The organism is Providencia sp. PROV080, assembly GCF_033688105.1.
GTDB lineage: Bacteria > Pseudomonadota > Gammaproteobacteria > Enterobacterales > Enterobacteriaceae > Providencia > Providencia zhejiangensis.
The window spans coordinates 3,369,992-3,393,403 of sequence record NZ_CP096346.1 but is presented as its reverse complement, the minus strand read 5'-3'; the positions used below and the strand labels follow the sequence as shown (position 1 = coordinate 3,393,403).

Sequence of the window (23,412 nt, the reverse complement as noted above, 5' to 3'; positions counted from 1 at the left end):
AGGGTAATAATGAAATTAGCCACACGAAATTTATTACAGGGTAGTGATTATAGACTATACAACAGGAAAAGTCAGCCTTTTGGCATCATAAATTATACGATAGATTGAATTTAATGGTAGACTTTGCCTTATGCAATAAACAAGGGTAGTGCAATGCGCGTTTTAGGTATCGAAACATCCTGCGATGAAACCGGAATCGCAATCTATGATGATAAGGCCGGTCTATTAGCTAACCAATTATACAGTCAGATAAAAGTCCATGCTGACTACGGTGGGGTGGTCCCTGAACTGGCTTCTCGCGATCACATTCGTAAAACGGTTCCACTGATTCAAGCTGCGCTCAAACAAGCCAACCTGACAAGTGCCGACATCGATGCTGTCGCTTATACAGCAGGCCCAGGGCTTGTTGGAGCATTAATGGTTGGTGCGACAGTGGGACGCTCGCTCGCGTTTGCATGGGGCGTACCAGCAGTTGCTGTTCATCATATGGAAGGGCATTTACTCGCTCCTATGCTTGAAGAGAAAAGCCCTGAATTTCCATTCGTTGCTTTGCTCGTTTCGGGGGGACACACCCAGTTAATTAGCGTAACGGGTATTGGTGAGTATGAATTACTTGGTGAATCGATTGATGACGCAGCGGGCGAAGCGTTTGATAAAACAGCAAAACTATTAGGGCTAGATTATCCGGGTGGTCCAGCGTTATCACGTATGGCGCAGCAAGGTACGCAAGGGCGCTTTGTTTTTCCACGGCCAATGACCGATCGCCCAGGACTGGATTTTAGTTTTTCAGGCTTAAAAACATTCGCAGCAAATACCATTCGAGAAAATGCAGACGATGAGCAAACACGTGCGGATATTGCCCGTGCTTTTGAAGATGCGGTTGTCGATACGTTAGCAATAAAATGTAAGCGTGCACTTGAGAAAACAGGCTTTAAACGCTTAGTGATGGCGGGCGGGGTTAGCGCAAATCGCACATTACGCGCCAAAATGGAAGAGGTGTTGAAACAACGCGGCGGTGAAGCATTTTATGCTCGCCCTGAGTTTTGTACCGATAATGGTGCCATGATCGCATTAGCTGGGCTAATTCGTTTAAAAGGTGGCGCAACAACGGGATTAGGTATCACAGTTCGTCCTCGTTGGCCGTTGGCAGAATTACCTCCGTTAGTGGAAAGTGATCAATAAGCCATCCGGATTGATTAAGAAAAATCAACGGCGACATTAGGTATTATGCTGAGTCACCGTTGATTTTTTACTGTGTTATTTCCCTTCTGTTTTTAATCAAAAATAGCGTTTTTATGACGCTAATTCATTGATGATTAATGTAAAATAACAATGGCATCATCAAGTCGTATGGCATGTTTTTGGACGATTTCTGATGCGTTGGCACTTTGTTCTACCAAAATGGTATTTTTCTGAGCGATCGACTCAAGTTCAAATACCGCTTGAGTGATTTCTGTCAGTCCAGCGGCTTGTTCAGAGGTTGCATGGCTGATGTGATTAATTAATTGGGTCACATTTTGCACTTGATTGACCACGTCTTGTAATGTGTCTCCGGTGGTATGAACATGAAGTTTGCCGGAGTGCACTTTATTCTCACAGTCATCAATAAGATCTCGGATATCATTAACCGCGCTGGCACTGCGACTGGCTAGACTACGCACTTCATCGGCGACAACGGCAAAGCCTTTTCCTTGCTCTCCGGCTCGGGCCGCTTCAACCGCGGCATTGAGTGCCAAAATATTGGTTTGAAAAGCGATGGTTTTTATCACATCGGTTATGGCGTTGATTTTGCTGGTACTGTGAACGATCTCATCCATGGTGTGTACCACGTTTTTCATGGCTTCTGCCGCATGTAACGCGGTATCACTGGTTTCGCTGGACAGTTTATCTGCTCGAATTGTATTTTCAGCATTCATTTGTACTGAAACGGATATTTGGTTCATTGCAGCAACGGTTTGTTGTACATAGCCAACGGTTTTTTGCGTGTGTTGCTCAAGCTCATCACAGTCTTTTACTAATAATTCACTTTCTTGATGTACATTGCCAATTTGGCAAGACACATCATTGGTTAGCCAACGACAGACTAATCCTAACTGGCCAATAGAGCGTAACATCATGCCAATTTCATCAACACGATGTAGAGGATTGATGCTATGTTTCTGACCTCTAGCAACATCAAGTGCTTGTTTGGCTACATTTTCAATAGGTTTGGCAATCATCTGTTCAAGTAAGAAATTACCGGTGCCCAGTATGATTAAAGCGAGCAGTGTCGTGAGAAAAAGAGCAGAGCCTTGCAGGCTTGATAACGCAGCCAAGCTTATCCACGTTGTTAATAATAGCAGCATGAGTCCGCGAATTCGCCAGCGTATTGACAGGGCGGGGTATTGGCTAAACCAATACGACGTCAGCACCAATCCTTTATGAAGTTTGCGATGACGATGACCTTCATTTAATGATTGATAGAGTGGCTCAGCCACGGCAATTTCCTCGCGTGAAGCCTTAGTGCGAATTGACATGTAACCCGTCATCACGCCTTCTCTCACCATCGGACAAATATTGGCTCTCACCCAATAGTGGTCACCATTTTTACGGCGGTTTTTCACTATCCCCGTCCAAGGTTCGCCATTTTTTAACGTGTTCCACATGTCGGCAAATGCCGCTTTAGGCATATCGGGGTGGCGGATGATATTGTGAGGCTGATGCATGAGTTCAGAAAGTGAATAACCACTAACTTTTATAAAGTCATCGTTTGCGTGTGTGATATTTCCCTCTAAGTCGCTAGTGGTCATGAGGGTGGTATCGTCTTCTAGTTGATATTCGTTTTGTGTAATAAAAGGAATGCTCGTCATAAGTACACCATTATAATTGTTGAGTTTCTCAATGGTATATTTCGACTTATTTCAAATTATCATTAGGCATTATTTAGAATTATTTGAAGTTTATCTTATTTTTTTTGCAATATGCCTTAAGTTTGGTACAGAGTTTGGTTAAATACAGTGAGATGTGAAAAAAAGGCTGTTATTACAGCCTTTTAATATTAATCCTCTTGTTCTTGCTCTTTTGCTTCTTGGGCTATCTCTTTCGCCGTTTTTTTCTTTTTATTTTTTAGTTTTTGCCAAATCCGACTTTCTTGGCCTCGCCATAGTCGTTGGATATTACCATGGTGACGTACCAAGATAAGACACGAGAGCATCGCAACGGGAAAGGTGAATTCTGGCTTAAACCACCACACGTAAAAGGGGGCAAGTAGGGCACCAACAATAGCGCCTAATGATGAATAACCACTGAGAAGCACAGTCAGCAGCCAAGTACCAGCGATGACTCCAGAGAGATCCCAACCGATAGCCGCAATAGAACCGAATGCTGTCGCGACGCCTTTTCCTCCTTTAAAACGGAAGAAAACGGGATAAATATGCCCAAGGCAAGCTGCAATTGCGACAAAGCCAAGATAGAATGGTGGAACTTTTAAATAGTAAGCCAACCAAACGGGTATCATCCCTTTGAGGATGTCGCAAATGAGGACACCAGCAGCAGCTAATTTACCGCCGACACGCAAAACGTTTGTTGCTCCGGGGTTACCTGAGCCATGTTGACGAGGATCGGGTAATCTTGCCAATCGGCAGATCAGTATAGCACTCGAAACTGAGCCACAAAGGTAGGCAAAGATTATCATGCCAAGCGCGGTTGCACTCATAGCTAACTCCAAAACAGTTAGTGTAAAGACTCTGAATAATTCGAGTTGCAGCTAGGCGACAAGTTAATGAGCCGCTTAGAGCAATATCGGTCTGTGACTCGTGCAAAATGCGCGTAGTCAACAATGCTACAACTTGAAGTATAACGAGCGTAGATTCACAATTTATTTCACTTCTTGGATAATACGCACATTTTCCAAGAAGTGGTATCAATTCAGCACATAAACGAGAAAATGACGTGATGGATATCGTATTTATTGAACAATTATCAGTCATCACCACTATTGGTGTATATGACTGGGAACAAGAAATTGAGCAGAAACTGGTGCTCGATATCGAAATGGGATGGGATAACAAACGAGCATCAAGGAGCGATAAAGTAAAAGATTGTCTCGATTACGCGCAAATTAGCCAAGCCATCATAACTCATGTTAGCAAAAATAAATTTGGCTTAGTAGAGAGAGTTGCTGAAGAGGTGGCTCAACTTTTATTAAATGACTTTTGTAGTCCTTGGGTGCGCATTAAAGTCGCTAAACCCGGTGCCGTTGCCCGCGCTAAAAGTGTCGGTGTAGTGATTGAAAGAGGCACTAAAAGGGCTTAACTCCTGTCATTGGCGGTCAACTACCGCCAATGATTATGGATGAAGTGATAAGGTGGTTTGTTGTTGTCGCCACTGTTCTACATGTGCAATACGTTGACGAGTGAGTTCTTCGCGGATTTGTGGCCCTTGAAAGCCTTGCTCGATAATAGGTTTAACACTGACTGTTTGCGCGGTGGCAAAGGCTTGGCGCAGGAATTCTCCTTGTGGGTAAGCTTGCTGTTCAAGGCCAGCTCGTCCACGTGCGTCAGCCTCACTGATTAGGCTTAACTGAATAATTCGTTCAGGTTTACGCCAACTATCCAATCCATCAAACAATTGAATGAGTTCTGTCGCGCTTAGCCTATTAATCACATGGATTTTGTCATGAAAACGGGCACTGAGTCGTGCCAGCTCTCTAGCACTATTGGGAACTTTCAATCGAGCGCATAAATTATCTATCAGCGCGACACCTGCTTCACCATGATTAGGGTGGCTAGGCCAAAGATGTTTTGGTGTGAGTGCCTTACCGACATCATGGCAGAGTACAGAGAAGCGAATGTCGACGTCAGAGCTGAGTTCTGCTGCCATACCTAATGCCATGAGAGTGTGGATACCCGTATCAATTTCAGGGTGCCACTTGGCTGGAGCTGGAATACCAAACAGATTATCAATTTCAGGGAACAGAACCGCAAGGGCACCGCATTGACGCAATACCTCAAAGTAGACCTGTGGCGAGTTTGACCTCAGTGCTTTTTCAGTTTCGGCCCAAACACGCTCTGCGGTGAGATGTGTTAGCTCACCGGATGCGGTCATGGTTTGCATCAACGTCATGGTTTCAGGCGCGATCTGAAACCCCAGTGCTGAGAAACGTGCGGCAAAACGTGCAACACGCAGTATACGTAGTGGATCTTCAGCAAAGGCATCGGAAACGTGGCGTAGAATACGTGCGTTGAGGTCATCTACCCCATGATAGGGGTCAGTGAGTTGGCCTTGGTCATCTTTAGCGATGGCATTAATGGTGAGGTCGCGACGTAAAAGGTCATCCTTAATAGTGACATCTGGCGCTGAATAGCAACTAAATCCAGTATAGCCAGAACCTGTTTTACGTTCTGTTCTGGCTAAAGCATACTCTTCATGCGTTTTCGGATGCAGAAATACAGGGAAGTCCTTTCCCACCTGTTGAAAACCTTGTGCCAACATCTCATCGGGTGTTGACCCGACTACCACATAGTCTCTATCGGAGACTGGAAGCCCAAGCAATTCATCGCGAACGGCTCCGCCCACCAGATATATTTTCATCATTAACGTGTTAGCTCATCCAACGGTCATTACGTTTTTTACGGCGTGGAATAATATGTGGCAAGATCAGACCAAAAATAAGCCCAGCACCTGCAACACCACCACCATACATAAACCATTGTAGTATAAGTTCACGACGGCGATCATCCAGATTGACCTCGGCAATTTCTAATTTCTTACCTGATTTGATCAATTCGTTTTTCAGTTTTTCATTTTCTGCTTTCAGCTGATTGACGATTTTATCGTTATCAGCGACGCGTTGTTGCATATCAGCGGTTCGGGTATTCCAAGTGCTATCAATGTTTTCGAGTTGCTGGCGTAATTTTTGATTTTCGGCTTCTAACTCAGGAATACGAACTTTCATACTGGGGGTGTCACTAAGTTGGTTTTCTGGCAGCCATACTGTGCGCCCGCGTTCGTCTTTGACTTGAGCGAAATTACCATCCGTTGAAATCAATTCAACACTTTCACCCGCATTGAGCGTACCAACAATGCGGTATTTCGTTCCTGGTCCACTATGCACATAAGTTGATAAGTCGTCAGAAATATAGCGTTTTTCAGCCGCAAAGGTGCTGACTGATAGGCTTAGCCCCATGATTGAAAGGAGTAATAATGGTATTTTTCGCATAATCGTATTTACTTTCTATTCTTTATGGTGAATGAATGCGGCATATGTGTGTAGATCTACTTTACATAATTCGAGATACAGCGTGTCGATAAGTGTTTAACTCATGCTACAACTTGAAGTACGACGAGTATAGATACTAAAGAGTTAAGTTTGCGTGTGCAAATGTAAAACCAGAATGGGAACTATCCTAACTCACTATATAGCGTATAATTCCTTGCATTTCTTGACACAAATATCTGGAATAAATAGAGACGATAGAATTTTTGGTTTCAGTGCGCTTTATTTTCTCACTCTACGCTGATTGGGGTAATATGATGTCAGAGACATTATCAATTAAGGAAATGTATGAGCCACATCGAAGTTGAACTTAAATTGGCTGCTCAAACTGCCGCAATAGAGCCAGTACGCCAATTTTTATCGACGCTTGCCCACCAACATATTGAGCCTAAGAAACTGACTAACATTTATTTCGATAGCGAAGATCGCTTGCTCCGTCAATGGGATATGGGCTTACGTATTCGTGGTTGTGATGGGCATTATGAAATGACGATAAAAACCGCGGGTCAAGTTATCGGCGGATTACATCAACGTCCTGAATATAATGTGGACATTGATGTACCAGAATTGAATTTAGCTGCTTTTCCTACCGAAATTTGGCCGGAAGGAACGGATATGCAACAGTTACAATCTCAATTACACATTCTGTTTAGTACGCATTTTATGCGTGAAAAGTGGTTGGTAACATTTGAAGACAGTGAAATTGAAATTGTTTTTGACCAAGGTGAGATCTCCGCTGGAGCCCGTGAACTGCCTATTCAAGAATTTGAGTTGGAACTCAAACAAGGTTTTGTTGCTGACGTACTGAATTTAGCAAAAAAGTTAGCAGATATTGACGGCCTACGTCTGTCTTCCGCCTCGAAAGCGGCTAGAGGATACTCTTTGATGCAAACCGAAGAGGCTCCACTGCAACAGCCTGAAACGATATTCGATTATGAACAGCTGCCAATAGAGCAAGCGTTGTTGCATATACAGCAGTTATGCCAACAGCATGAGGCTTATTGGCTGGCAGATGAAACCGCAGCTCGTGAAGGGTTTGATGTATTTTTGCGTTTTGTTCAAGCATTCTTAGTCCACTATCGCAATTCTGCACCACAGTTTATCCAAGATATCCCATTAGACCAGCTTAGAGCCGACCTCGCAGATGAAAGCTTAAGTGCGGAAGCCTTTTGCTACAGCAGTCGTTGGCTAAAATGTAAGCTAGCCTTTACGCAATGGCTAATTGCTTTGAAGTATACTGATATTCATTAAGGTGTTGATATGCATCCTTTCCCTGAATTATTACATCGCCAACGTCAACACGTTCTCGCACGTTTAGCGGATCAGCAAAGTGAATTGTTGCCATTGAACGATGAAGAAATGACGGTCTTAAGCTTCAGTGATTTTGTGTTAAAGCAGGTGTTATCCCACTCTCGCTTTTTGCAAAATATCCGTCAATCCGAGCCAAAGCCTGATGAATGGCAACATTACACATCGTGGTTGGCCGAGGATCTTGCATCGGTTGTCGATGAAGAGCATTTGATGCGGGTGTTACGAATATTTCGTCATCAAATGTTAGTCAGGGCTGCTTGGATGCAGACATTAAATGTCAGCACTGAGAATGAAACATTACAACAATTGAGCCAGCTAGCCGAAACGTTGATCGTTGCAGCAAGGGATTGGCTATATCAGCAATATTGTCAATCATGGGGCACGCCTAGCGATAGCGAAGGAAATCCACAGCCATTATTAGTTTTAGGCATGGGAAAACTGGGGGGTGGGGAGCTTAATTTTTCTTCTGATATTGATTTGATTTTTGCTTATCCCGAAAATGGCGTGACCCGTGGGGGACGCAAAGAACTCGATAATGCGCAATTTTTTACCCGTTTAGGACAAAAATTGATCCGCGTACTCGACCAAGTCACTGTTGATGGTTTTGTTTATCGTGTTGATATGCGTTTACGTCCATTCGGCGATAGTGGGCCTTTGGTTTTCAGTTTCTCCGCTTTAGAAGATTACTATCAAGAACAGGGGCGTGATTGGGAACGTTACGCCATGGTCAAAGCCCGTATTATGGGGCCAGATAGCCTACATTATACAGACACCTTGCGTCGGCTACTGCGGCCTTTTGTTTATCGTCGCTATATTGATTTTAGTGTGATTCAATCGCTACGTAATATGAAAAATATGATTGAGCGAGAAGTCAGACGCCGTGGCTTGGTTGATAACATTAAACTTGGCGCAGGCGGTATTCGAGAAATTGAATTTATTACCCAAGTGTTCCAATTAATTCGTGGTGGGCGTGAACCCGCATTGCAGTCTCAATCATTATTATTAGCGATGAAAGGCATCCGTGAGCTTGGGTTGCTTCCTGATGAGCAAGTGGAGCAACTAGAGGATAGCTATTTATTTTTGCGACGCGTTGAAAACTTATTACAAAGTATTGATGACCAACAGACCCAAACGCTTCCTGATGATGCGCTTAATCAAACGCGTTTGGCGTGGGGAATGGGGTTTGAGTGCTGGAATGATTTCTATCAAACGCTAATGCAAAGAATGGCGATGGTTCATCATGTTTTTACTGAGCAAATTGGTCAGGATGACGAAGACGATAATCAAGATACGTTCGATGAAATTTATATCACACTGTGGCAAGGCGAGTTGTCTAAAGACGAACTCGCGCCTTATTTGCCTTCTCAAGATGAAGAGATAGCACAGAAAATCATCCATGGCATTTTGATGTTCCGCCATGATCTCAATAAACGCACTATAGGCCCTCGAGGGCGAGACGTCCTTGATGAGTTAATGCCAAAATTGTTGGCAAAAGTTGGGGAAAGGGCAGATGCGGGGCAAGTCATTGAGCGCTTAACACCCTTGCTATTGAGTATTGTTAGTCGAACAACTTACTTAGAGTTGATACTTGAATTTGATGAAGTGCTTACGCATGTTATTCGTTTATGTGCGGCATCTCCGATGATAGCAGAGCAACTTGCTCGCCACCCTTTATTGCTCGATGAATTACTTGATCCTAAATCCCTTTACCAACCATTACCTTTAACCTCATATCGTGATGAATTGCGTCAATATTTAATGCGCGTGCCTGAAGATGATGAAGAGCAACAACTAGAGGCTTTAAGGCAATTTAAGCAAGCGCAATTATTGCGTATCGCAGCGGAAGACATTACGGGTGTTTTGCCTGTTATGAAAGTGAGTGATCACTTAACGTATTTGGCTGAGGCGATTATTGATGCTGTTGTCCGCCAAGCTTGGCAAAAAATGGTCAAACGCTATGGCGAGCCAGCGCATCTAGTCCAAGAAGAAAATAAGCAATATGGTTTCGCAGTATTAGGTTATGGAAAATTGGGGGGATGGGAGCTTGGTTACAGTTCTGATTTAGATTTAGTGTTTTTATTTGATTGTCCTATGGGCGTTGTGACGAACGGCGACCGTTCTATCGATGCCAGACAATTTTATTTGCGTGTCGCCCAACGCATTATTCATTTGTTTAGCACTCGTACTGCCTCAGGAGTGCTGTATGAAGTGGATGCACGTTTAAGGCCATCAGGTGAGTCAGGCATGTTAGTCAGCACTATTGAAGCCTTTGATGATTATCAAAAAAATGAAGCTTGGACATGGGAGCATCAAGCTTTAATTCGTGCTCGAATGGTTTTTGGTGATACCAAACTGCAACAAGAATTTCATCGAATTCGTCATGAAACCTTATGTATGCCACAAGAGGCAGAAACGTTGCGTCAACAAGTACGTGATATGCGGCTAAAAATGCATCAGCATTTAGGGAGTCATCAACAGGATCAGTTTGATTTAAAAGCCGATCCCGGAGGAATTACCGATATTGAATTTATCGCACAATATCTCGTTTTACGCTATGCATCTGAGAATCCCACATTAACGCGTTGGTCGGATAATGTCCGTATTTTTGAGTTGATGGTACAAAATCATTTAATGGCCGCGGATGAAGCGAATGCCCTCACTCAAGCCTATGTCACCATGCGTGATGAACTGCATCATCTTGCTTTACAGTCGTTGCCTAGCCGTGTTGATATCAGCCGGTTTGTTGCTGAACGGGAACAGGTGCTAGCAAGTTGGGCAAAATGGTTGGGGGTAGGTGAACAGCGTGATTAACGCGAACTATTGCTTTGTGATAATATCGCATTAATTAATGATAGCTTCCTTTTGAAAACTGGAGTTTTGGGATGAAAGTGATACTCCCTGATTATAAACAAGCAGGCGTACTTGTTGTTGGTGATGTCATGCTAGATCGTTATTGGCATGGTCCAGCAAGTCGTATTTCACCAGAAGCACCGGTTCCGGTGGTTAAAGTCAACATGGTTGAAGAGCGTCCTGGTGGTGCTGCAAACGTTGCAATGAATATTGCTTCATTAGGGGCGCAATCTTATCTTGTCGGCTTAACGGGTGTCGATGATGCGGCTAAAGCCCTAACTGACAGCTTGCATGCCGTTAAAGTACGTTGTGACTTTGTGCCTATCCCAACACATCCCACGATCACAAAATTACGCGTTTTATCACGTAATCAACAATTGCTACGCCTTGATTTTGAGGAAGGCTTTGAAAATGTTGATGTACAACCAATGCTGGAACGCATTGAGCAAGCCTTACCTAATATCGGAGCGTTAGTGCTCTCTGATTATGCGAAAGGAGCGCTCTCTCAAGTACAGAAAATGATCGCGTTGGCAAATAATGCGGGTGTTCCTGTGCTGATCGACCCGAAAGGAAACGATTTTGAACGCTATCGTGGTGCAACGCTGTTGACACCAAATATGTCTGAATTTGAAGCGATCGTCGGTCGCTGTCGTGATAATCAAGATGTTGAAGAGAAGGGAATGCATCTTTTGCAATCTCTCGATTTAACTGCATTATTGATCACGCGCTCTGAGCAAGGCATGAGTCTGATCCGCCGTAATGAACCCCCATTACATTTACCGACTGAGGCGCAAGAAGTTTACGATGTGACAGGAGCTGGGGATACTGTTATTGGTGTATTAGCCGCATCTATCGCGTCAGGTCGTCCATTACATGAAGCTTGTGCATTAGCGAATGCCGCTGCTGGCGTGGTGGTCGGCAAATTGGGAACTTCGACTGTCTCGCCAATCGAACTCGAAAATGCAATCCGCGGGCGTGCTGATAATGGTTTTGGCGTTATGGATGAAAACCAATTAAAACAGGCCGTAGCAAATGCGAGGCAGCGTGGCGAACGTGTTGTGATGACCAATGGCTGCTTTGATATTCTGCATGCAGGGCACGTATCTTATCTCGCGAATGCGCGTAAGCTTGGCGATAGGCTTATAGTGGCCGTTAACAGTGATGCATCGACACGTCGTTTAAAAGGGGAAACTCGTCCGGTTAATCCATTGGAACAACGTATGATCGTGCTCGGCGCGCTAGAGTCGGTTGATTGGGTGGTTCCTTTTGAAGAGGATACACCACAACGCTTAATCAGTGAAGTTCTTCCTGATGTACTGGTTAAAGGTGGCGATTATCGTCCAGAAGAGATTGCAGGGAGTGAAGAAGTTTGGGCTGCGGGTGGTGAAGTTAAAGTCCTGAATTTTGAAGATGGTATTTCGACCACTAATATCATTAAAAATATAATGAAAAGTAGCTAAGACCCCTTAAATATCCATGAGATAAGGCCTGTGATAGGAAAATTCACAGGTCTTACAGAAAATGATTAATGTTCTGACGGTTTCTCTTCAAGCGCTTTTGTATCGTTAAAACGTTCTTCTAACGCTTTTACACGCTGTTCCATTTGCGCTAATTTTTCGCGAGTACGCAGCAACACTTGAGTTTGAATATCAAACTCTTCACGGCTAACCAGATCAAGCTTGCCAAGCTGTGATTGCAGCAGTGAGCGTAGTTTCTTATCAAAGTCTTCACCCAGATCACGGACACCTTTTGGTAAAGCGCCTTGAATTTGACGGGCTACTTGTTCAATTTTTTTCGGATCGAGCATTCGCGGGTCCTTAAGTTTTAAAAGATCAATTTGCCGATAGTGTAATACTAGAATGCTTTGTAATAAAGCCCATATACCTACCGAACATGAAGTTAGGCTAACGATATCGCAAGTTAAGCTAACCCTTGATACCTTTTCGTTTCTGTATTCACTCATTTTAACAAGTTCATGCCCAATTTGTTATTAAGCATTGAGCTATCTTGTTAGCGCCTTATTTTTTATTGATTTTTTTGACTTAAAATGTGAGTTGAATGCCAAATTTAGGCTTGCCCGTTGCACGTTATAATTATTGGCGCTATATTGGGGACGCTTATCTCAGGGCGGGGTGGAAGTCCCCACCGGCGGTAACATGCTTATGCATGAAGCCCGCGAGCGCTTTATCATCGATGAGGGTAAAGGTCAGCAGATCCAGTGTGAATCTGGAGCCGACGGTTATAGTCCGGATGGGAGAGAATAACGGTATTAGCATCATTGTGCTGTGAGGCACTGTATTGCTTTTCATATCTGAATATGCAGAAAGCACGTTTACGGCTATTGTGTTTATTCAGTTCTCGTACTCCTAAGACTGCCCTGATTCTGGTAACTAATAAATTATCACTTAAGAGGTTTTTACCATGAATCAGACGCTACTTTCCGAATTCGGTAATCCAATCGAACGTGTTGAACGTGCTATTGAAGCATTGCGCCAAGGTCAAGGCGTACTCGTACTTGACGATGAAGATCGTGAAAACGAAGGTGACCTTATTTTTGCTGCTGAGACGATGACACCAGAACAAATGGCAATGACAATCCGTTATAGCAGCGGCATTGTTTGTCTATGCATTACTGAAGAACGTCGTAAGCAGCTTGAATTGCCAATGATGGTTCAAAATAATACGAGCCAAAATAACACCGCTTTTACGGTTACGATTGAAGCCGCAAAAGGAGTCACGACAGGGGTTTCAGCCGCCGATCGTATTACCACTATTCGTGCCGCTATCGCTGACAATGCAGTGCCTGCGGATCTTCACCACCCAGGTCACGTATTTCCATTACGTGGTCGTGATGGCGGTGTTCTCGTACGTCGTGGTCATACCGAAGCAAGTATCGACCTTGCAACATTAGCCGGCTTTAAACCTGCGGGCGTATTGTGTGAATTGACGAATGATGATGGCACGATGGCGCGCGCTCCAGAAGTTGTCGCTTTCGCAAGAGAGCACAACCTGACGGTATTGACCATTGAAGATTTAGTTGCATATCGCTTACAAGCCGAAAAGAAAGCAAGCTAAATCAGATAACATACAGAAACGTTTAGCCTATAAGATGAAAGCCACAAAGTTGCACACCTTTGTGGCTTTTTCAATTTATTTGATGAAGATAGTCAAGCCTACCTTACTGTCATTCACCCTAAAACTGAGTATTCTGGCAATAGAATTCGTAAGATGGAGCATGAAATATCATGTCAACGAACAGAATGCCAGCTCTTTTCATTGGTCATGGCAGCCCAATGAATGCCGTGTCAGATAATCCTTATACTCAGGCATGGGAAGCTCTCGGTCGCTCTTTACCTAAACCTAAAGCGATATTGATGGTATCGGCGCACTGGTATACTCGCGGAACTGCTGTCACTGCGATGGCTCAACCAAAAACAATACATGATTTTGGCGGTTTTCCTGAGGCGTTATACCAAGTGCAATACTCTGCCTCCGGCTCCCCAGAACTCGCTCAACAAGTTGCAAATTTATTAGCCCCATTACCCGTTTATTTAGATAACCATGAATGGGGGTTAGACCATGGTACATGGGAGATCCTTGTTCGTATGTACCCTCAGGCAGATATCCCTGTTGTACAACTCAGTATAGATGGCACAAAACCTGCCGCTTGGCACTTAGAAATAGGGCGTAAATTGGCTTTATTAAGGGAGCAGGGCGTGATGATTATGGGCAGCGGAAATGTGGTACATAATCTACGTGAAATGGATTGGCAAAATGCAGCGGCTAAGCCTTATCCTTGGGCGCGTACATTTGAACAATTTGTGATTGAGCACTTAGGAAGCAAGCAGTCACCTCATCCTTTAACACAGGCTCTTGAAAGAGAAGATGGTCAGCGTTCAAATCCATCACCTGAACATTTTTTACCTTTGCTGTATGTTATTGGTTGCTGGGATGGTAAAGAACCGATATCAACACCGACAGAAGGCATTGTATCTGGTTCATTGAGTATGCTATCGGTGCAGATAGGCGAATAAAATGGATAATCGTTATTTTATTCTGGTTGCGAGATAAATAATTATTGCGTGTTTTATCGTGGCCATGAAAGTCAACGGCATGCATTCACATGCCGTTGATGAATCAATCAATGATAACGTGAGGATAGAAACGAGAAAGATCTTGAGTGATTAGCTCTTTATCTTCACGAATACAAATCCCAGCAGGTTGATCATTAACCAGCCAACTCCCCACTAAGGTATAGTTACCTTCAAATTGTGGTAATGGATGGAATTGTTGGATGATCATTCCTTCCTCGCCATAGGGGCCATCCGCTGATGCGATTTCTTTACCGTTTTCAATAACACGGATATTCGCACCTTCGCGAGAGAATAATGGTTTTACCACATAGCTTTCTAATGCTGGCTGATTACCATCGGCAAAGTAGGCAGGTAGTAAATTAGGATGATCAGGGAACATCTCCCATAACATAGGCAATAATGCTTTATTGGAAATAATGCTTTTCCATGCAGGTTCTAACCAACGTACACCAGCATCTTCCAATTTGGTTGAGAACATCTCTCTAAGCATAAATTCCCATGGATACAGTTTGAACAGATTACTAATGATCTGATCTTGTGTATCCGTAAATTCACCGCGTTCACCTAAACCGATTTCATCCATATAGAGAAATTCAGTTGCCACACCAGCTTCATGAGCACAGTCTTGTAGGTACTGCACGGTACCGCGATCTTCTTCGGTATCACGGCAGCACGCCATATGTAACAGGCGGAAACCATGTTGATCTTTAAGCTGGGTGAAGCGTTCGATCAATTGTTCTTGAATGCTATTAAACTGATCAGCACCTTCAGGTAAGTTACCTGCCTCTAATTGATCTTCTAGCCAAATCCATTGGAAAAATGCCGACTCGTATAATGAAGTTGGAGTATCAGCATTATTTTCCAGCAGTTTAGGTGGGTTAACACCATCGTAAGCTAGGTCAAGACGCGAATAGAGAGAGGGTTGGCTCGTTTTCCATGAATGGCGTACGAAGCCCCAGCAATGTTTTGGAATTTGAAAACGGGTGAGTAACTCGTCGCTGTCAATAACACGCTCAACCACCTTCAAACACATTTGGTGTAGTTCAGCCGTCGCTTCTTCAATTTCGTCAATCTGCGCCATTGAAAATTGGTAATAAGCATCTTCAGACCAGTATGGTTCGCCATACATAGTGTGAAAACCAAAACCAAATTCAGCTGCTTTTTCGCGCCAATCAGGGCGCTCAATAATTGGAACTCGTTTCATTACTTATCAACCACCCATTGAACGGGAAGATGAAGAAGATTTAGAAGACGACGACTTCTGAGCCATTGCTTGTTTATTTACTGTATCGCCAAATCCACCACGCGTGATAGTTGATGTGGTTGGTGGCTTAGGTGCCATTGCGGTTTTTGGTACGCTGATCGAACGGCCACCGGCAACCGCTGGGCCATAGCTTTTACCTGTCGCGTCAACAAATTTTCCGTTTGCTGGGCTAGCTGGGTTTTTAGAACTGAATAATGGTTGAGAAGGTGCACCTCCGCCCATCATACGGCCCATCATATAACCCATCATAAGAGGCATCCACATGCTACCTGAGCTGCTTTGTGCTTGAGCGGTTTGTTCCCCATTCCCTGTGTTCGTGGATGAAAAACTTGCTTGTGCTGGTGCTTGGGTACACATAGCTTCACCAAATTCAGCAATACAATCTTCTTGAGTCGCATACTTAGGGGCGGTCTTTGCTGCTTCTTGTAATGCATTGTTATAGGCTAGTGTGCATTGCTCCGCCTGAGAAGGGTTAGCTTGGCTACAATCTTGTGCGTTAGTATACAAAGAAACAGTTTCATCACTTTCTTCACAAGCGGAAAGCATAAATACAGCACTGACAGCGATAGCAACAGGTGCTAAACGATATGAACGCCAAGACTTACGAAATGCGTCTTGATTGATATTCTTGGTACGCTTCATGGTCATGGTAATTACCCTGAATTAAGAGTGAGTAAGATGTTAGTTTTGTTAACACTAGGATAGGGGAAATACGCTGAAAATTAAAGCAGAAATACCAATGAAATGAGATTTAATAATAAATTTTGCAAATTCATGGGGACAAGTGATACGTAACACGAGAATTTTCTGAAAAAACAGCGTTATTTTTGTTGGATTTCAATAAATTGTATTTTATTTATTTGTTGATGTATCACCTAATATTTATTATCGATATTCATGATTTCTGGCTAAGAAAGGTATAATAAGGCGATGTTAGATACATTTATAGGATAAAGAGAATATTTATATTAGTTTCTATGGTGACGATATGCTGTTGTAGGTTTTTTTGAGCCTTGAAAGTGTAGGTTTAAGTGATTGTTACCACAAAATCGAAGGGGCTTTATGGGTGAAAGATGGCTAGCTTGCGACATAATGGGTGACTTACATACATAAGTGCACCCATTCATGTGAAAACGGACTATGGTCTTGGTGGTGTTTTCGCTTTAATTTTTTTCGGTGCTTTTTTCTTTTTCGGTGGCGGTATTGGTTTTTTGTTTTTATGTATTTTCATTGGTGATGCAGCCGCTTTTACCTCAGGATGGTGAGGTTGTGGTGCTGCTTGTACATTCACTGTTGGTAATATAAGTGTTGTGCATAAAGTAAGAAGAATAACTCTCTTCATAATATTTCCATCTGTTATCTCTTTATTCAGAAGCCAGCGTTATATCACTCTCTTATTTTTGATAAAAATGGCTTTGCACTCACTGACATAAACTCCATAATTTATACTTATTTCTTGTTTAATATATTGATTTTATTTATAAAACTATTCGCATAAGATTTATGAATAACCTTATTATTATGAGGTATTAAATAATAAAAAATAAATTAATAGCGTTGTTAGAGGTAAAAATGAGAAAGGAAGTTAGGCGAGAAATAATAAATCTGAGGGGGTCAGTTGATTGACCCCCTTTGCAACACATTACTTAATTTGTGGTGCTTCGATATTACGAATGATGCTGCTGGATGAGGTTGAAACCTCTTTTCCTAGGCTTGCATTCAAGCGAGCAATATCTTCTTCATTCAGTGTGCCACGTGCAAACTCAATGTTTAATTGATTAATCATATAATCATAACGTGCATTAGACAGGTTTTGTTTAGCCTGATAGAGGGCAGTCGTCGCGGTTAACACGTCAACGATAGTACGAGTTCCCACTTGGTAGCCAGCTTCCATCGCATCTAATGAACTTTGCGCCGAAACGACGACTTGTTTATATGCATTGATACTACTAATAGAAGATGACACGTTATTGTAAGAAGAACGGACTAACTGAATCACGTTACGATACACACTTTCAAGTTGTTCACTCGCACCTTGGAAACCATATTGTGCTTGTTCTACTTGTGAACTTACCGCACCCCCACTATATAATGGTAGGCTTAATGTCAGGCCGATCGAGTTTTGTCCTGTGTAGCTATTACGGTCAAGACCTGTGTAATTACTACCATGGTTATGGGTATTTGCCACACTGGTCGCCGCATCAAGATTAACGGTTGGCATATGGCCAGTTTCCGCTAAACGAATGTTCTCACGCGAAACGTCTTGCGCTAAGCGAGCACTTAGAAGGCTGAGGTTACGCTCTTCCGCTTCTTTTAGGATCGCTTCAACTTGATCTGGGTTTACCGTTTTGAAGCGGTCGATATTCAGTGATGCTAGCTGGTTATAATAGACGCCGCTGACTTGACGAAGTTTTTCAACCGCATTTTCTAAGTCATTACGACCAGCAACTTCTTGTGCTAATACGCTGTCATAGTTAGCACGGGCGTTTTGTACGTCAGTGATAGCAACTAAGCCAACATTAAAACGTTGAGTCGTTTGGTCTAATTGGCGGTAAACAGCTTCTTTATTTGCTTCAATATAGGATAAGGCATCAATCGCCTTTAATACGTTGAAATAAGCGGTCGCAGTATCCAAAATCAGCTGTTGTTGATTGGTTTGATACGTCACATCAGAGATACCAGCTGTTTTTTCTTGCACACTGAGTTGGCGCCATTTTGACATATCAAAGACGACTTGAGTCAGTTTTAAAGAGGCATTTAAACCATTGCTTTCAGTGTCTCTCGCATCTCGATAACCACTTCCATAAGTCATACCAGCACCTAAGCCTAATTGTGGTAACAATGGGCTACGAGCTTCATTAATTTTTTCGAAAGCTTGGTTGCGTTCTGCTAATGATTTTCTCAAATCAGGGTTGCTTTCTTTCGATTTTTGGTAAACCTGAAGTAGATCTTCTGCGTAGCTATTCGTACTGAGACCCACAAAACTCAATGCAATAAAAAGGGGAAGCAGTTTCTTCATTTGGATTCCTTGATTAAACAGCAAATAGGTGGAGTCTGTTACCTATATGCTCACCATACTTCAAGTTGCCGCGTTGTTGGCGACGCTCACTTGCGTGAGTCACATACCTCAGTATGCTTCTAGCGACTCGCTGACTTGTCGCCTAGCAGCATCTTGAATGATTTAGAGCATAGCCCATCTGAGATTAAGACGGATAAATAGGGCGATCACCGTAAACTAAATCATCAGCACTATAAACAAAATATTAAAACAGACTCTGTTGTTGCCCATAAATTTAAATAATGGTGCTTATTGTAGCAGAGTATCGCTTGTCTTAACGGTAGCGTTTTGTGCCATTTTGTCTCAATTTATTTAAACATTAACTCAAATAAGGAGAAAAAGCCCTAAAAACTATTTTATTCCATCATTTTTCCTTAATATGGAAATGAGCAGCTTAGGAGATTGTTATGACAAATCGTGTAGAACAGCCAATTAAATACAATAAAAATGATGTTGAAATTATATCTAAGCGTAAATTATTTAATGGTTTTTTTCAAATGGTCGAATATCGTTTTCGTCATCGGTTATTTGAGGGGGGATGGAGCCCAGAAATTACCCGTGAGGTTTTTGAAAGAGGGCATGCTGGCGTCATTCTCCCCTACGACCCAAAGGCAGATAAAGTCGTGCTCATTGAACAAATTCGCTTACCTGCAATTGAAACCAGTGAAACACCTTGGCTACTCGAAGCCGTTGCCGGCATGATCGAACCCAATGAAACCGTTGAAAATGTGATCCGTAGAGAGGCAGATGAAGAAGCGGGGCTTGCCATCGGTCGTACTGAAAAAGCGTTAAGTTATTTATCTAGCCCAGGTGGTACTTCTGAACGTATGTATGTTTATGTGGGAGAGGTTGATAGCTCTCAAGCCTCTGGAATTCATGGCTTACAGTCAGAAAATGAGGATATCCGTGTTCATGTGGTGAGCCGTGAGCAAGCCTATCAGTGGGTTGAGGATGGTGTAATTGATAATGCGGCAACGGTTATTGTCATTCAGTGGTTACAGCTCAATTATGAAAAATTGCAACAAAAGTGGGTGAAACTGTCTTAAATAACCATTAATCTAATGAAATGTGTGCTATTTAGCAGATATTAACCTTACGTTAACGCTAGAATAGCAAAACAACAGTGACATTTTTTATGGGAACAAGGAAAACTTTTGGACAGCCAGCTCGAAGTGACTGCTCGTAATTCGAAGGTAGTCAGGATTTTACAAGTTACTGATACGCATCTCTTTGCTGATACAGCGAATACCTTATTGGGAATTAACACGCACCAGAGCTATCATGCCGTCCTTGATGCTATTTTAGAACAAAATCAGCTTATCGACCTGATTGTGGCTACGGGAGATTTGGTTCAAGACCAATCACCGGAAGCCTATCAGCACTTTGCAGATGGCATTGAGCTGATACCCGCCCCTTGTGTTTGGTTACCAGGTAACCATGACTATCAGCCGGCTATGGTTCGTTCTTTAAAGCTCGCCGGTATTTCCAGCGCGAAAGAAATATTGATTGGCGATGACTGGCAAATTTTGATGCTTGATAGCCAGTTACAAGATGTCCCGCACGGTGAATTATCTGAACAGCAACTTGATTGGATGAAAGCGTGTTTGGATAAACAGCCACAGCGCACCACACTTATCATGCTGCATCACCATCCATTGCCTTCAGGCTGTACTTGGTTGGACCAACACAGTCTACGCAATTCGCATATTCTTGCTGAATATTTAAAAGGATACCCACAAGTGAAAGTGATGCTTTGCGGTCATATTCATCAAGAAATGGATGAGAATTGGCATGGTATTCGTTTACTTGCTACCCCTTCAACTTGCGTACAGTTTAAGCCTCATTGTACAAACTTTGCCTTAGATACTGTCGCTCCGGGATGGCGTTATCTTGAACTAACGGTTGATGAAAAAGGTCATAGGCATATTAGTACTCAAGTACATCGTCTAAATACACAAAAATTTAGTCCTGATTTTGATTCGGACGGTTACTAATGTCGACACTTCTTTATATCCACGGGTTTAATAGCTCACCTCAATCAGTGAAAGCCAATGGTCTAAAACAGTGGGTTAATGAGCACTATCCGCATATTAAGATGATTGTGCCGCAGTTGCCTAATTATCCGCAGCAAGCGGCGTCGATGTTAGAAGAGATTGTATTACAGCATAAAGATGACCCAATGGGGCTAGTGGGGTCCTCATTGGGCGGCTACTTTTCTATTTGGTTTTCGCAACGTTTTAATTTGCCTGCTGTTGTGGTCAACCCAGCAGTTCGTCCTTTTGATTTACTGCAAGACTATCTTGGTGAAAATATCAATCCTTATACCCATGAGCGTTATTTTCTTGAACCTAAACATATGCATGAGCTTAAAGCATTGCATCTGCCTCAGGTCGAAAAACCGGATTTAATTTGGTTGTTACAACAAATGGGTGATGAAGTGCTTGATTATCGTCAAGCGGTTTCCTATCTTGAAAAATGCAAACAAACTGTTGAACCACAAGGCAATCATGCATTTGTTGGCTTTGATACTTACTTTCCTCAGATCATTCGTTTTCTGAGATTGGCAGAGAAATAATGCCAAAACGTATGTACACTGTTATTATCAACAGTAAATCACTGATTGAGCGATTTGAATCGTTCAATTAATCACCTATTACCGCAGAATGACAACATGACTCAATCTAGTTATAACGCAGAGGCCATTGAAGTCCTCAGTGGTTTGGAACCTGTTCGTCGTCGCCCTGGGATGTATACAGACACCAGTCGACCGAACCATTTAGCACAAGAAGTAATTGATAACAGTGTCGATGAAGCACTGGCAGGGCATGCAGGACATATTGAGGTTATTCTATATCCTGACCAGTCACTTGAAGTGATTGATGATGGGCGAGGAATGCCCGTTGATATTCATCCTGAGATGAATGTCTCTGCTGTTGAGCTTATTCTTGGACAATTACATGCTGGTGGTAAATTTTCCAATAAAAACTATCAATTCTCAGGTGGCTTGCACGGTGTAGGTATTTCCGTTGTTAATGCTTTGTCTAAACGTATTGAAGTGACAGTGCGCCGTGATGGTCAAATTTATCAAATAGCTTTTGAGAATGGTGAAAAGGTTGAAGAATTACAGGTCATTGGAACGTGTGGCAAACGTAACACTGGAACCAGCGTACACTTTTGGCCTGATGAAAGTTATTTCGATAATCCACGTTTCTCCGTTTCTCGGTTAGCTCATAACTTAAAAGCAAAAGCCGTTTTATGTCCTGGCGTGAAGATCACGTTTAAGGATCAGCTTAATAATACGGAGCAAAGCTGGTGCTACAGTGATGGGTTAACGGATTACTTAATGGAGGCAGTAAACGGCTTAGAGCTGTTACCTCCTCAGCCGTTTACAGGGGAGTTTTCTGGGGAAACTGAGGCCGCTGAGTGGGCTCTTCTTTGGTTACCTGAAGGGGGAGAATTACTCACCGAGAGCTATGTTAACCTTATACCTACTGCGCAGGGCGGTACCCATGTCAATGGCTTGCGCCAAGGCTTGCTCGATGCCATGCGTGAATTCTGTGAATTCCGTAATATTTTACCGCGTGGTGTAAAACTTTCGGCTGATGATATTTGGGAACGCTGTGCTTATGTGCTCTCTGTTAAGATGCAAGACCCACAATTTGCAGGGCAAACGAAAGAACGTCTGTCTTCTCGCCAATGTTCCGCTTTTGTTTCAGGCGTAGTAAAAGATGCCTTTAGCTTGTGGCTAAACCAAAACGTTCAGGTAGCGGAACAGCTAGCGGAAATGGCAATTGCCAGTGCTCAGCGCCGTATGCGCGCCGCCAAGAAAGTGGTTCGTAAAAAATTAACCAGTGGGCCTGCTCTACCGGGGAAATTGGCTGATTGTAGTTCTCAAGATTTAAGTATGACAGAATTGTTTTTGGTCGAAGGGGACTCTGCGGGCGGATCTGCAAAACAAGCTCGTGACCGTGAATACCAAGCCATCATGCCGCTACGAGGGAAAATCCTGAATACATGGGAAGTCTCCTCTGACGAAGTGCTGGCGTCTCAGGAAGTCCATGATATTTCTGTCGCCATCGGTATTGATCCTGATAGTGAAGATTTAAGCCAATTGCGTTACGGAAAAATTTGTATTTTGGCGGATGCTGACTCCGATGGGTTACATATTGCGACACTTTTATGTGCGTTGTTTGTACGCCATTTCCCGACATTGGTCAAAGCCGGTCATGTGTACATGGCTATGCCGCCATTGTATCGGATCGATTTGGGCAAAGAGACTTTTTACGCATTAGATGAAAGCGAAAAAAATGCGGTACTTGATAGGCTTAGCCGTAAAAGAGGCAAACCGAATGTCCAACGCTTTAAAGGATTAGGGGAAATGAACCCAATTCAATTGCGTGAAACGACGTTAGATCCGAATACACGACGTCTTGTCCAGTTGACTATAGATGATGAAAACTACAAAGAAACATTGGCCGTTATGGATATGCTGTTAGCGAAAAAACGCTCAGAAGATCGCCGTAATTGGTTACAAGAAAAAGGCGATATGGCTGAAATTGAAGTTTAACATTCATCACGC

20 protein-coding genes and 1 riboswitch are annotated in these 23,412 nt (G+C 43.0%); of the genes, 11 read left to right on the top strand and 9 right to left on the bottom strand.

Annotation, left to right across the window (positions count from 1 at the left end; genetic code table 11):
- The first annotated feature begins 153 nt into the window (after positions 1-153).
- Positions 154-1,182, top strand: a complete 1,029-nt coding sequence (tsaD, locus tag M1F03_RS15210; RefSeq protein WP_154624199.1) for a tRNA (adenosine(37)-N6)-threonylcarbamoyltransferase complex transferase subunit TsaD — start codon at positions 154-156, stop codon at positions 1,180-1,182.
- A gap of 134 nt (positions 1,183-1,316) precedes the next feature.
- Here the strand turns inward: tsaD and M1F03_RS15205 are convergent, their stop codons facing one another.
- Positions 1,317-2,849: a methyl-accepting chemotaxis protein gene (locus M1F03_RS15205; protein ID WP_154624200.1), complete on the bottom strand. Its 1,533-nt coding sequence runs from the start codon at positions 2,847-2,849 to the stop codon at positions 1,317-1,319.
- Between the two features lie 188 nt (positions 2,850-3,037).
- Positions 3,038-3,694, bottom strand: a complete 657-nt coding sequence (plsY, locus tag M1F03_RS15200; RefSeq protein ID WP_154624201.1) for a glycerol-3-phosphate 1-O-acyltransferase PlsY — start codon at positions 3,692-3,694, stop codon at positions 3,038-3,040.
- 239 nt (positions 3,695-3,933) lie between these two features.
- Here plsY and folB point away from each other — a divergent pair, with 239 nt between their 5' ends.
- Entirely contained in the window at positions 3,934-4,293 is a 360-nt protein-coding gene (gene folB, locus M1F03_RS15195; RefSeq protein ID WP_154624212.1) for a bifunctional dihydroneopterin aldolase/7,8-dihydroneopterin epimerase, read from the top strand.
- A 33-nt stretch (positions 4,294-4,326) separates the two neighbouring features.
- On the opposite strand, the gene M1F03_RS15190 is transcribed toward folB, so the two are convergent.
- Both M1F03_RS15190 and M1F03_RS15185 read right to left on the bottom strand, forming a co-directional pair.
- Positions 4,327-5,571 carry a multifunctional CCA addition/repair protein gene (locus tag M1F03_RS15190; RefSeq protein WP_251465239.1) on the bottom strand — a complete coding sequence of 415 codons (1,245 nt, stop codon included), beginning with the start codon at positions 5,569-5,571 and terminating at the stop codon, positions 4,327-4,329.
- Positions 5,572-5,581: 10 nt separating this feature from the next.
- On the bottom strand, positions 5,582-6,199 hold the full coding sequence (locus M1F03_RS15185) for a TIGR04211 family SH3 domain-containing protein (RefSeq protein ID WP_154624202.1): 618 nt from the start codon (positions 6,197-6,199) through the stop codon (positions 5,582-5,584).
- Between the two features lie 345 nt (positions 6,200-6,544).
- Between M1F03_RS15185 and M1F03_RS15180 the strand changes: the two genes are divergently transcribed.
- The 3 genes from M1F03_RS15180 to hldE all read left to right on the top strand — a co-directional run bounded on the left by M1F03_RS15180 (position 6,545) and on the right by hldE (position 11,877).
- Positions 6,545-7,507 carry an inorganic triphosphatase gene (locus M1F03_RS15180; protein WP_251464635.1) on the top strand — a complete coding sequence of 321 codons (963 nt, stop codon included), beginning with the start codon at positions 6,545-6,547 and terminating at the stop codon, positions 7,505-7,507.
- A 9-nt stretch (positions 7,508-7,516) separates the two neighbouring features.
- The gene (gene glnE / locus M1F03_RS15175) at positions 7,517-10,378 is read left to right on the top strand and encodes a bifunctional [glutamate--ammonia ligase]-adenylyl-L-tyrosine phosphorylase/[glutamate--ammonia-ligase] adenylyltransferase (protein WP_251464634.1); all 2,862 of its coding nucleotides are present in this window, start codon (positions 7,517-7,519) and stop codon (positions 10,376-10,378) included.
- A 71-nt stretch (positions 10,379-10,449) separates the two neighbouring features.
- A complete protein-coding gene (hldE, locus tag M1F03_RS15170) occupies positions 10,450-11,877 on the top strand; it encodes a bifunctional D-glycero-beta-D-manno-heptose-7-phosphate kinase/D-glycero-beta-D-manno-heptose 1-phosphate adenylyltransferase HldE (RefSeq protein ID WP_154624205.1) in 1,428 nt (475 codons plus the stop codon).
- Positions 11,878-11,942: 65 nt separating this feature from the next.
- Here the strand turns inward: hldE and ubiK are convergent, their stop codons facing one another.
- Positions 11,943-12,224 carry a ubiquinone biosynthesis accessory factor UbiK gene (ubiK, locus tag M1F03_RS15165; RefSeq protein WP_154624206.1) on the bottom strand — a complete coding sequence of 94 codons (282 nt, stop codon included), beginning with the start codon at positions 12,222-12,224 and terminating at the stop codon, positions 11,943-11,945.
- A 308-nt stretch (positions 12,225-12,532) separates the two neighbouring features.
- Positions 12,533-12,683: riboswitch (FMN riboswitch) on the top strand.
- A gap of 155 nt (positions 12,684-12,838) precedes the next feature.
- Here ubiK and ribB point away from each other — a divergent pair.
- Both ribB and ygiD read left to right on the top strand, forming a co-directional pair.
- The gene (gene ribB, locus M1F03_RS15160) at positions 12,839-13,492 is read left to right on the top strand and encodes a 3,4-dihydroxy-2-butanone-4-phosphate synthase (RefSeq protein WP_251464633.1); all 654 of its coding nucleotides are present in this window, start codon (positions 12,839-12,841) and stop codon (positions 13,490-13,492) included.
- Positions 13,493-13,662: 170 nt separating this feature from the next.
- Positions 13,663-14,451, top strand: a complete 789-nt coding sequence (gene ygiD, locus M1F03_RS15155) for a 4,5-DOPA dioxygenase extradiol (protein WP_247046678.1) — start codon at positions 13,663-13,665, stop codon at positions 14,449-14,451.
- A 103-nt stretch (positions 14,452-14,554) separates the two neighbouring features.
- Here the strand turns inward: ygiD and M1F03_RS15150 are convergent, their stop codons facing one another.
- The 4 genes from M1F03_RS15150 to tolC form a co-directional block, all read right to left on the bottom strand.
- The gene (locus M1F03_RS15150; protein ID WP_251464632.1) at positions 14,555-15,715 is read right to left on the bottom strand and encodes a glutathionylspermidine synthase family protein; all 1,161 of its coding nucleotides are present in this window, start codon (positions 15,713-15,715) and stop codon (positions 14,555-14,557) included.
- Positions 15,716-15,721: 6 nt separating this feature from the next.
- On the bottom strand, positions 15,722-16,423 hold the full coding sequence (locus tag M1F03_RS15145; RefSeq protein WP_163862884.1) for a DUF1190 family protein: 702 nt from the start codon (positions 16,421-16,423) through the stop codon (positions 15,722-15,724).
- Between the two features lie 490 nt (positions 16,424-16,913).
- A complete protein-coding gene (locus M1F03_RS15140; RefSeq protein WP_163862882.1) occupies positions 16,914-17,117 on the bottom strand; it encodes a hypothetical protein in 204 nt (67 codons plus the stop codon).
- A 300-nt stretch (positions 17,118-17,417) separates the two neighbouring features.
- Positions 17,418-18,794, bottom strand: coding sequence for an outer membrane channel protein TolC (gene tolC, locus M1F03_RS15135; RefSeq protein WP_154623793.1), 1,377 nt, complete (start codon positions 18,792-18,794; stop codon positions 17,418-17,420).
- Between the two features lie 446 nt (positions 18,795-19,240).
- Here tolC and nudF point away from each other — a divergent pair, with 446 nt between their 5' ends.
- The 4 genes from nudF (at position 19,241) to parE (ending at position 23,400) form a co-directional block, all read left to right on the top strand.
- Positions 19,241-19,879, top strand: a complete 639-nt coding sequence (gene nudF / locus M1F03_RS15130) for an ADP-ribose diphosphatase (protein WP_154623792.1) — start codon at positions 19,241-19,243, stop codon at positions 19,877-19,879.
- A gap of 108 nt (positions 19,880-19,987) precedes the next feature.
- On the top strand, positions 19,988-20,827 hold the full coding sequence (gene cpdA / locus M1F03_RS15125) for a 3',5'-cyclic-AMP phosphodiesterase (RefSeq protein WP_318839988.1): 840 nt from the start codon (positions 19,988-19,990) through the stop codon (positions 20,825-20,827).
- Entirely contained in the window at positions 20,827-21,408 is a 582-nt protein-coding gene (gene yqiA / locus M1F03_RS15120) for an esterase YqiA (RefSeq protein WP_163862880.1), read from the top strand. Before cpdA ends, yqiA begins: the two co-directional genes overlap by 1 nt.
- A gap of 96 nt (positions 21,409-21,504) precedes the next feature.
- Entirely contained in the window at positions 21,505-23,400 is a 1,896-nt protein-coding gene (parE, locus tag M1F03_RS15115; protein WP_154623789.1) for a DNA topoisomerase IV subunit B, read from the top strand.
- Positions 23,401-23,412 lie beyond the last annotated feature (12 nt).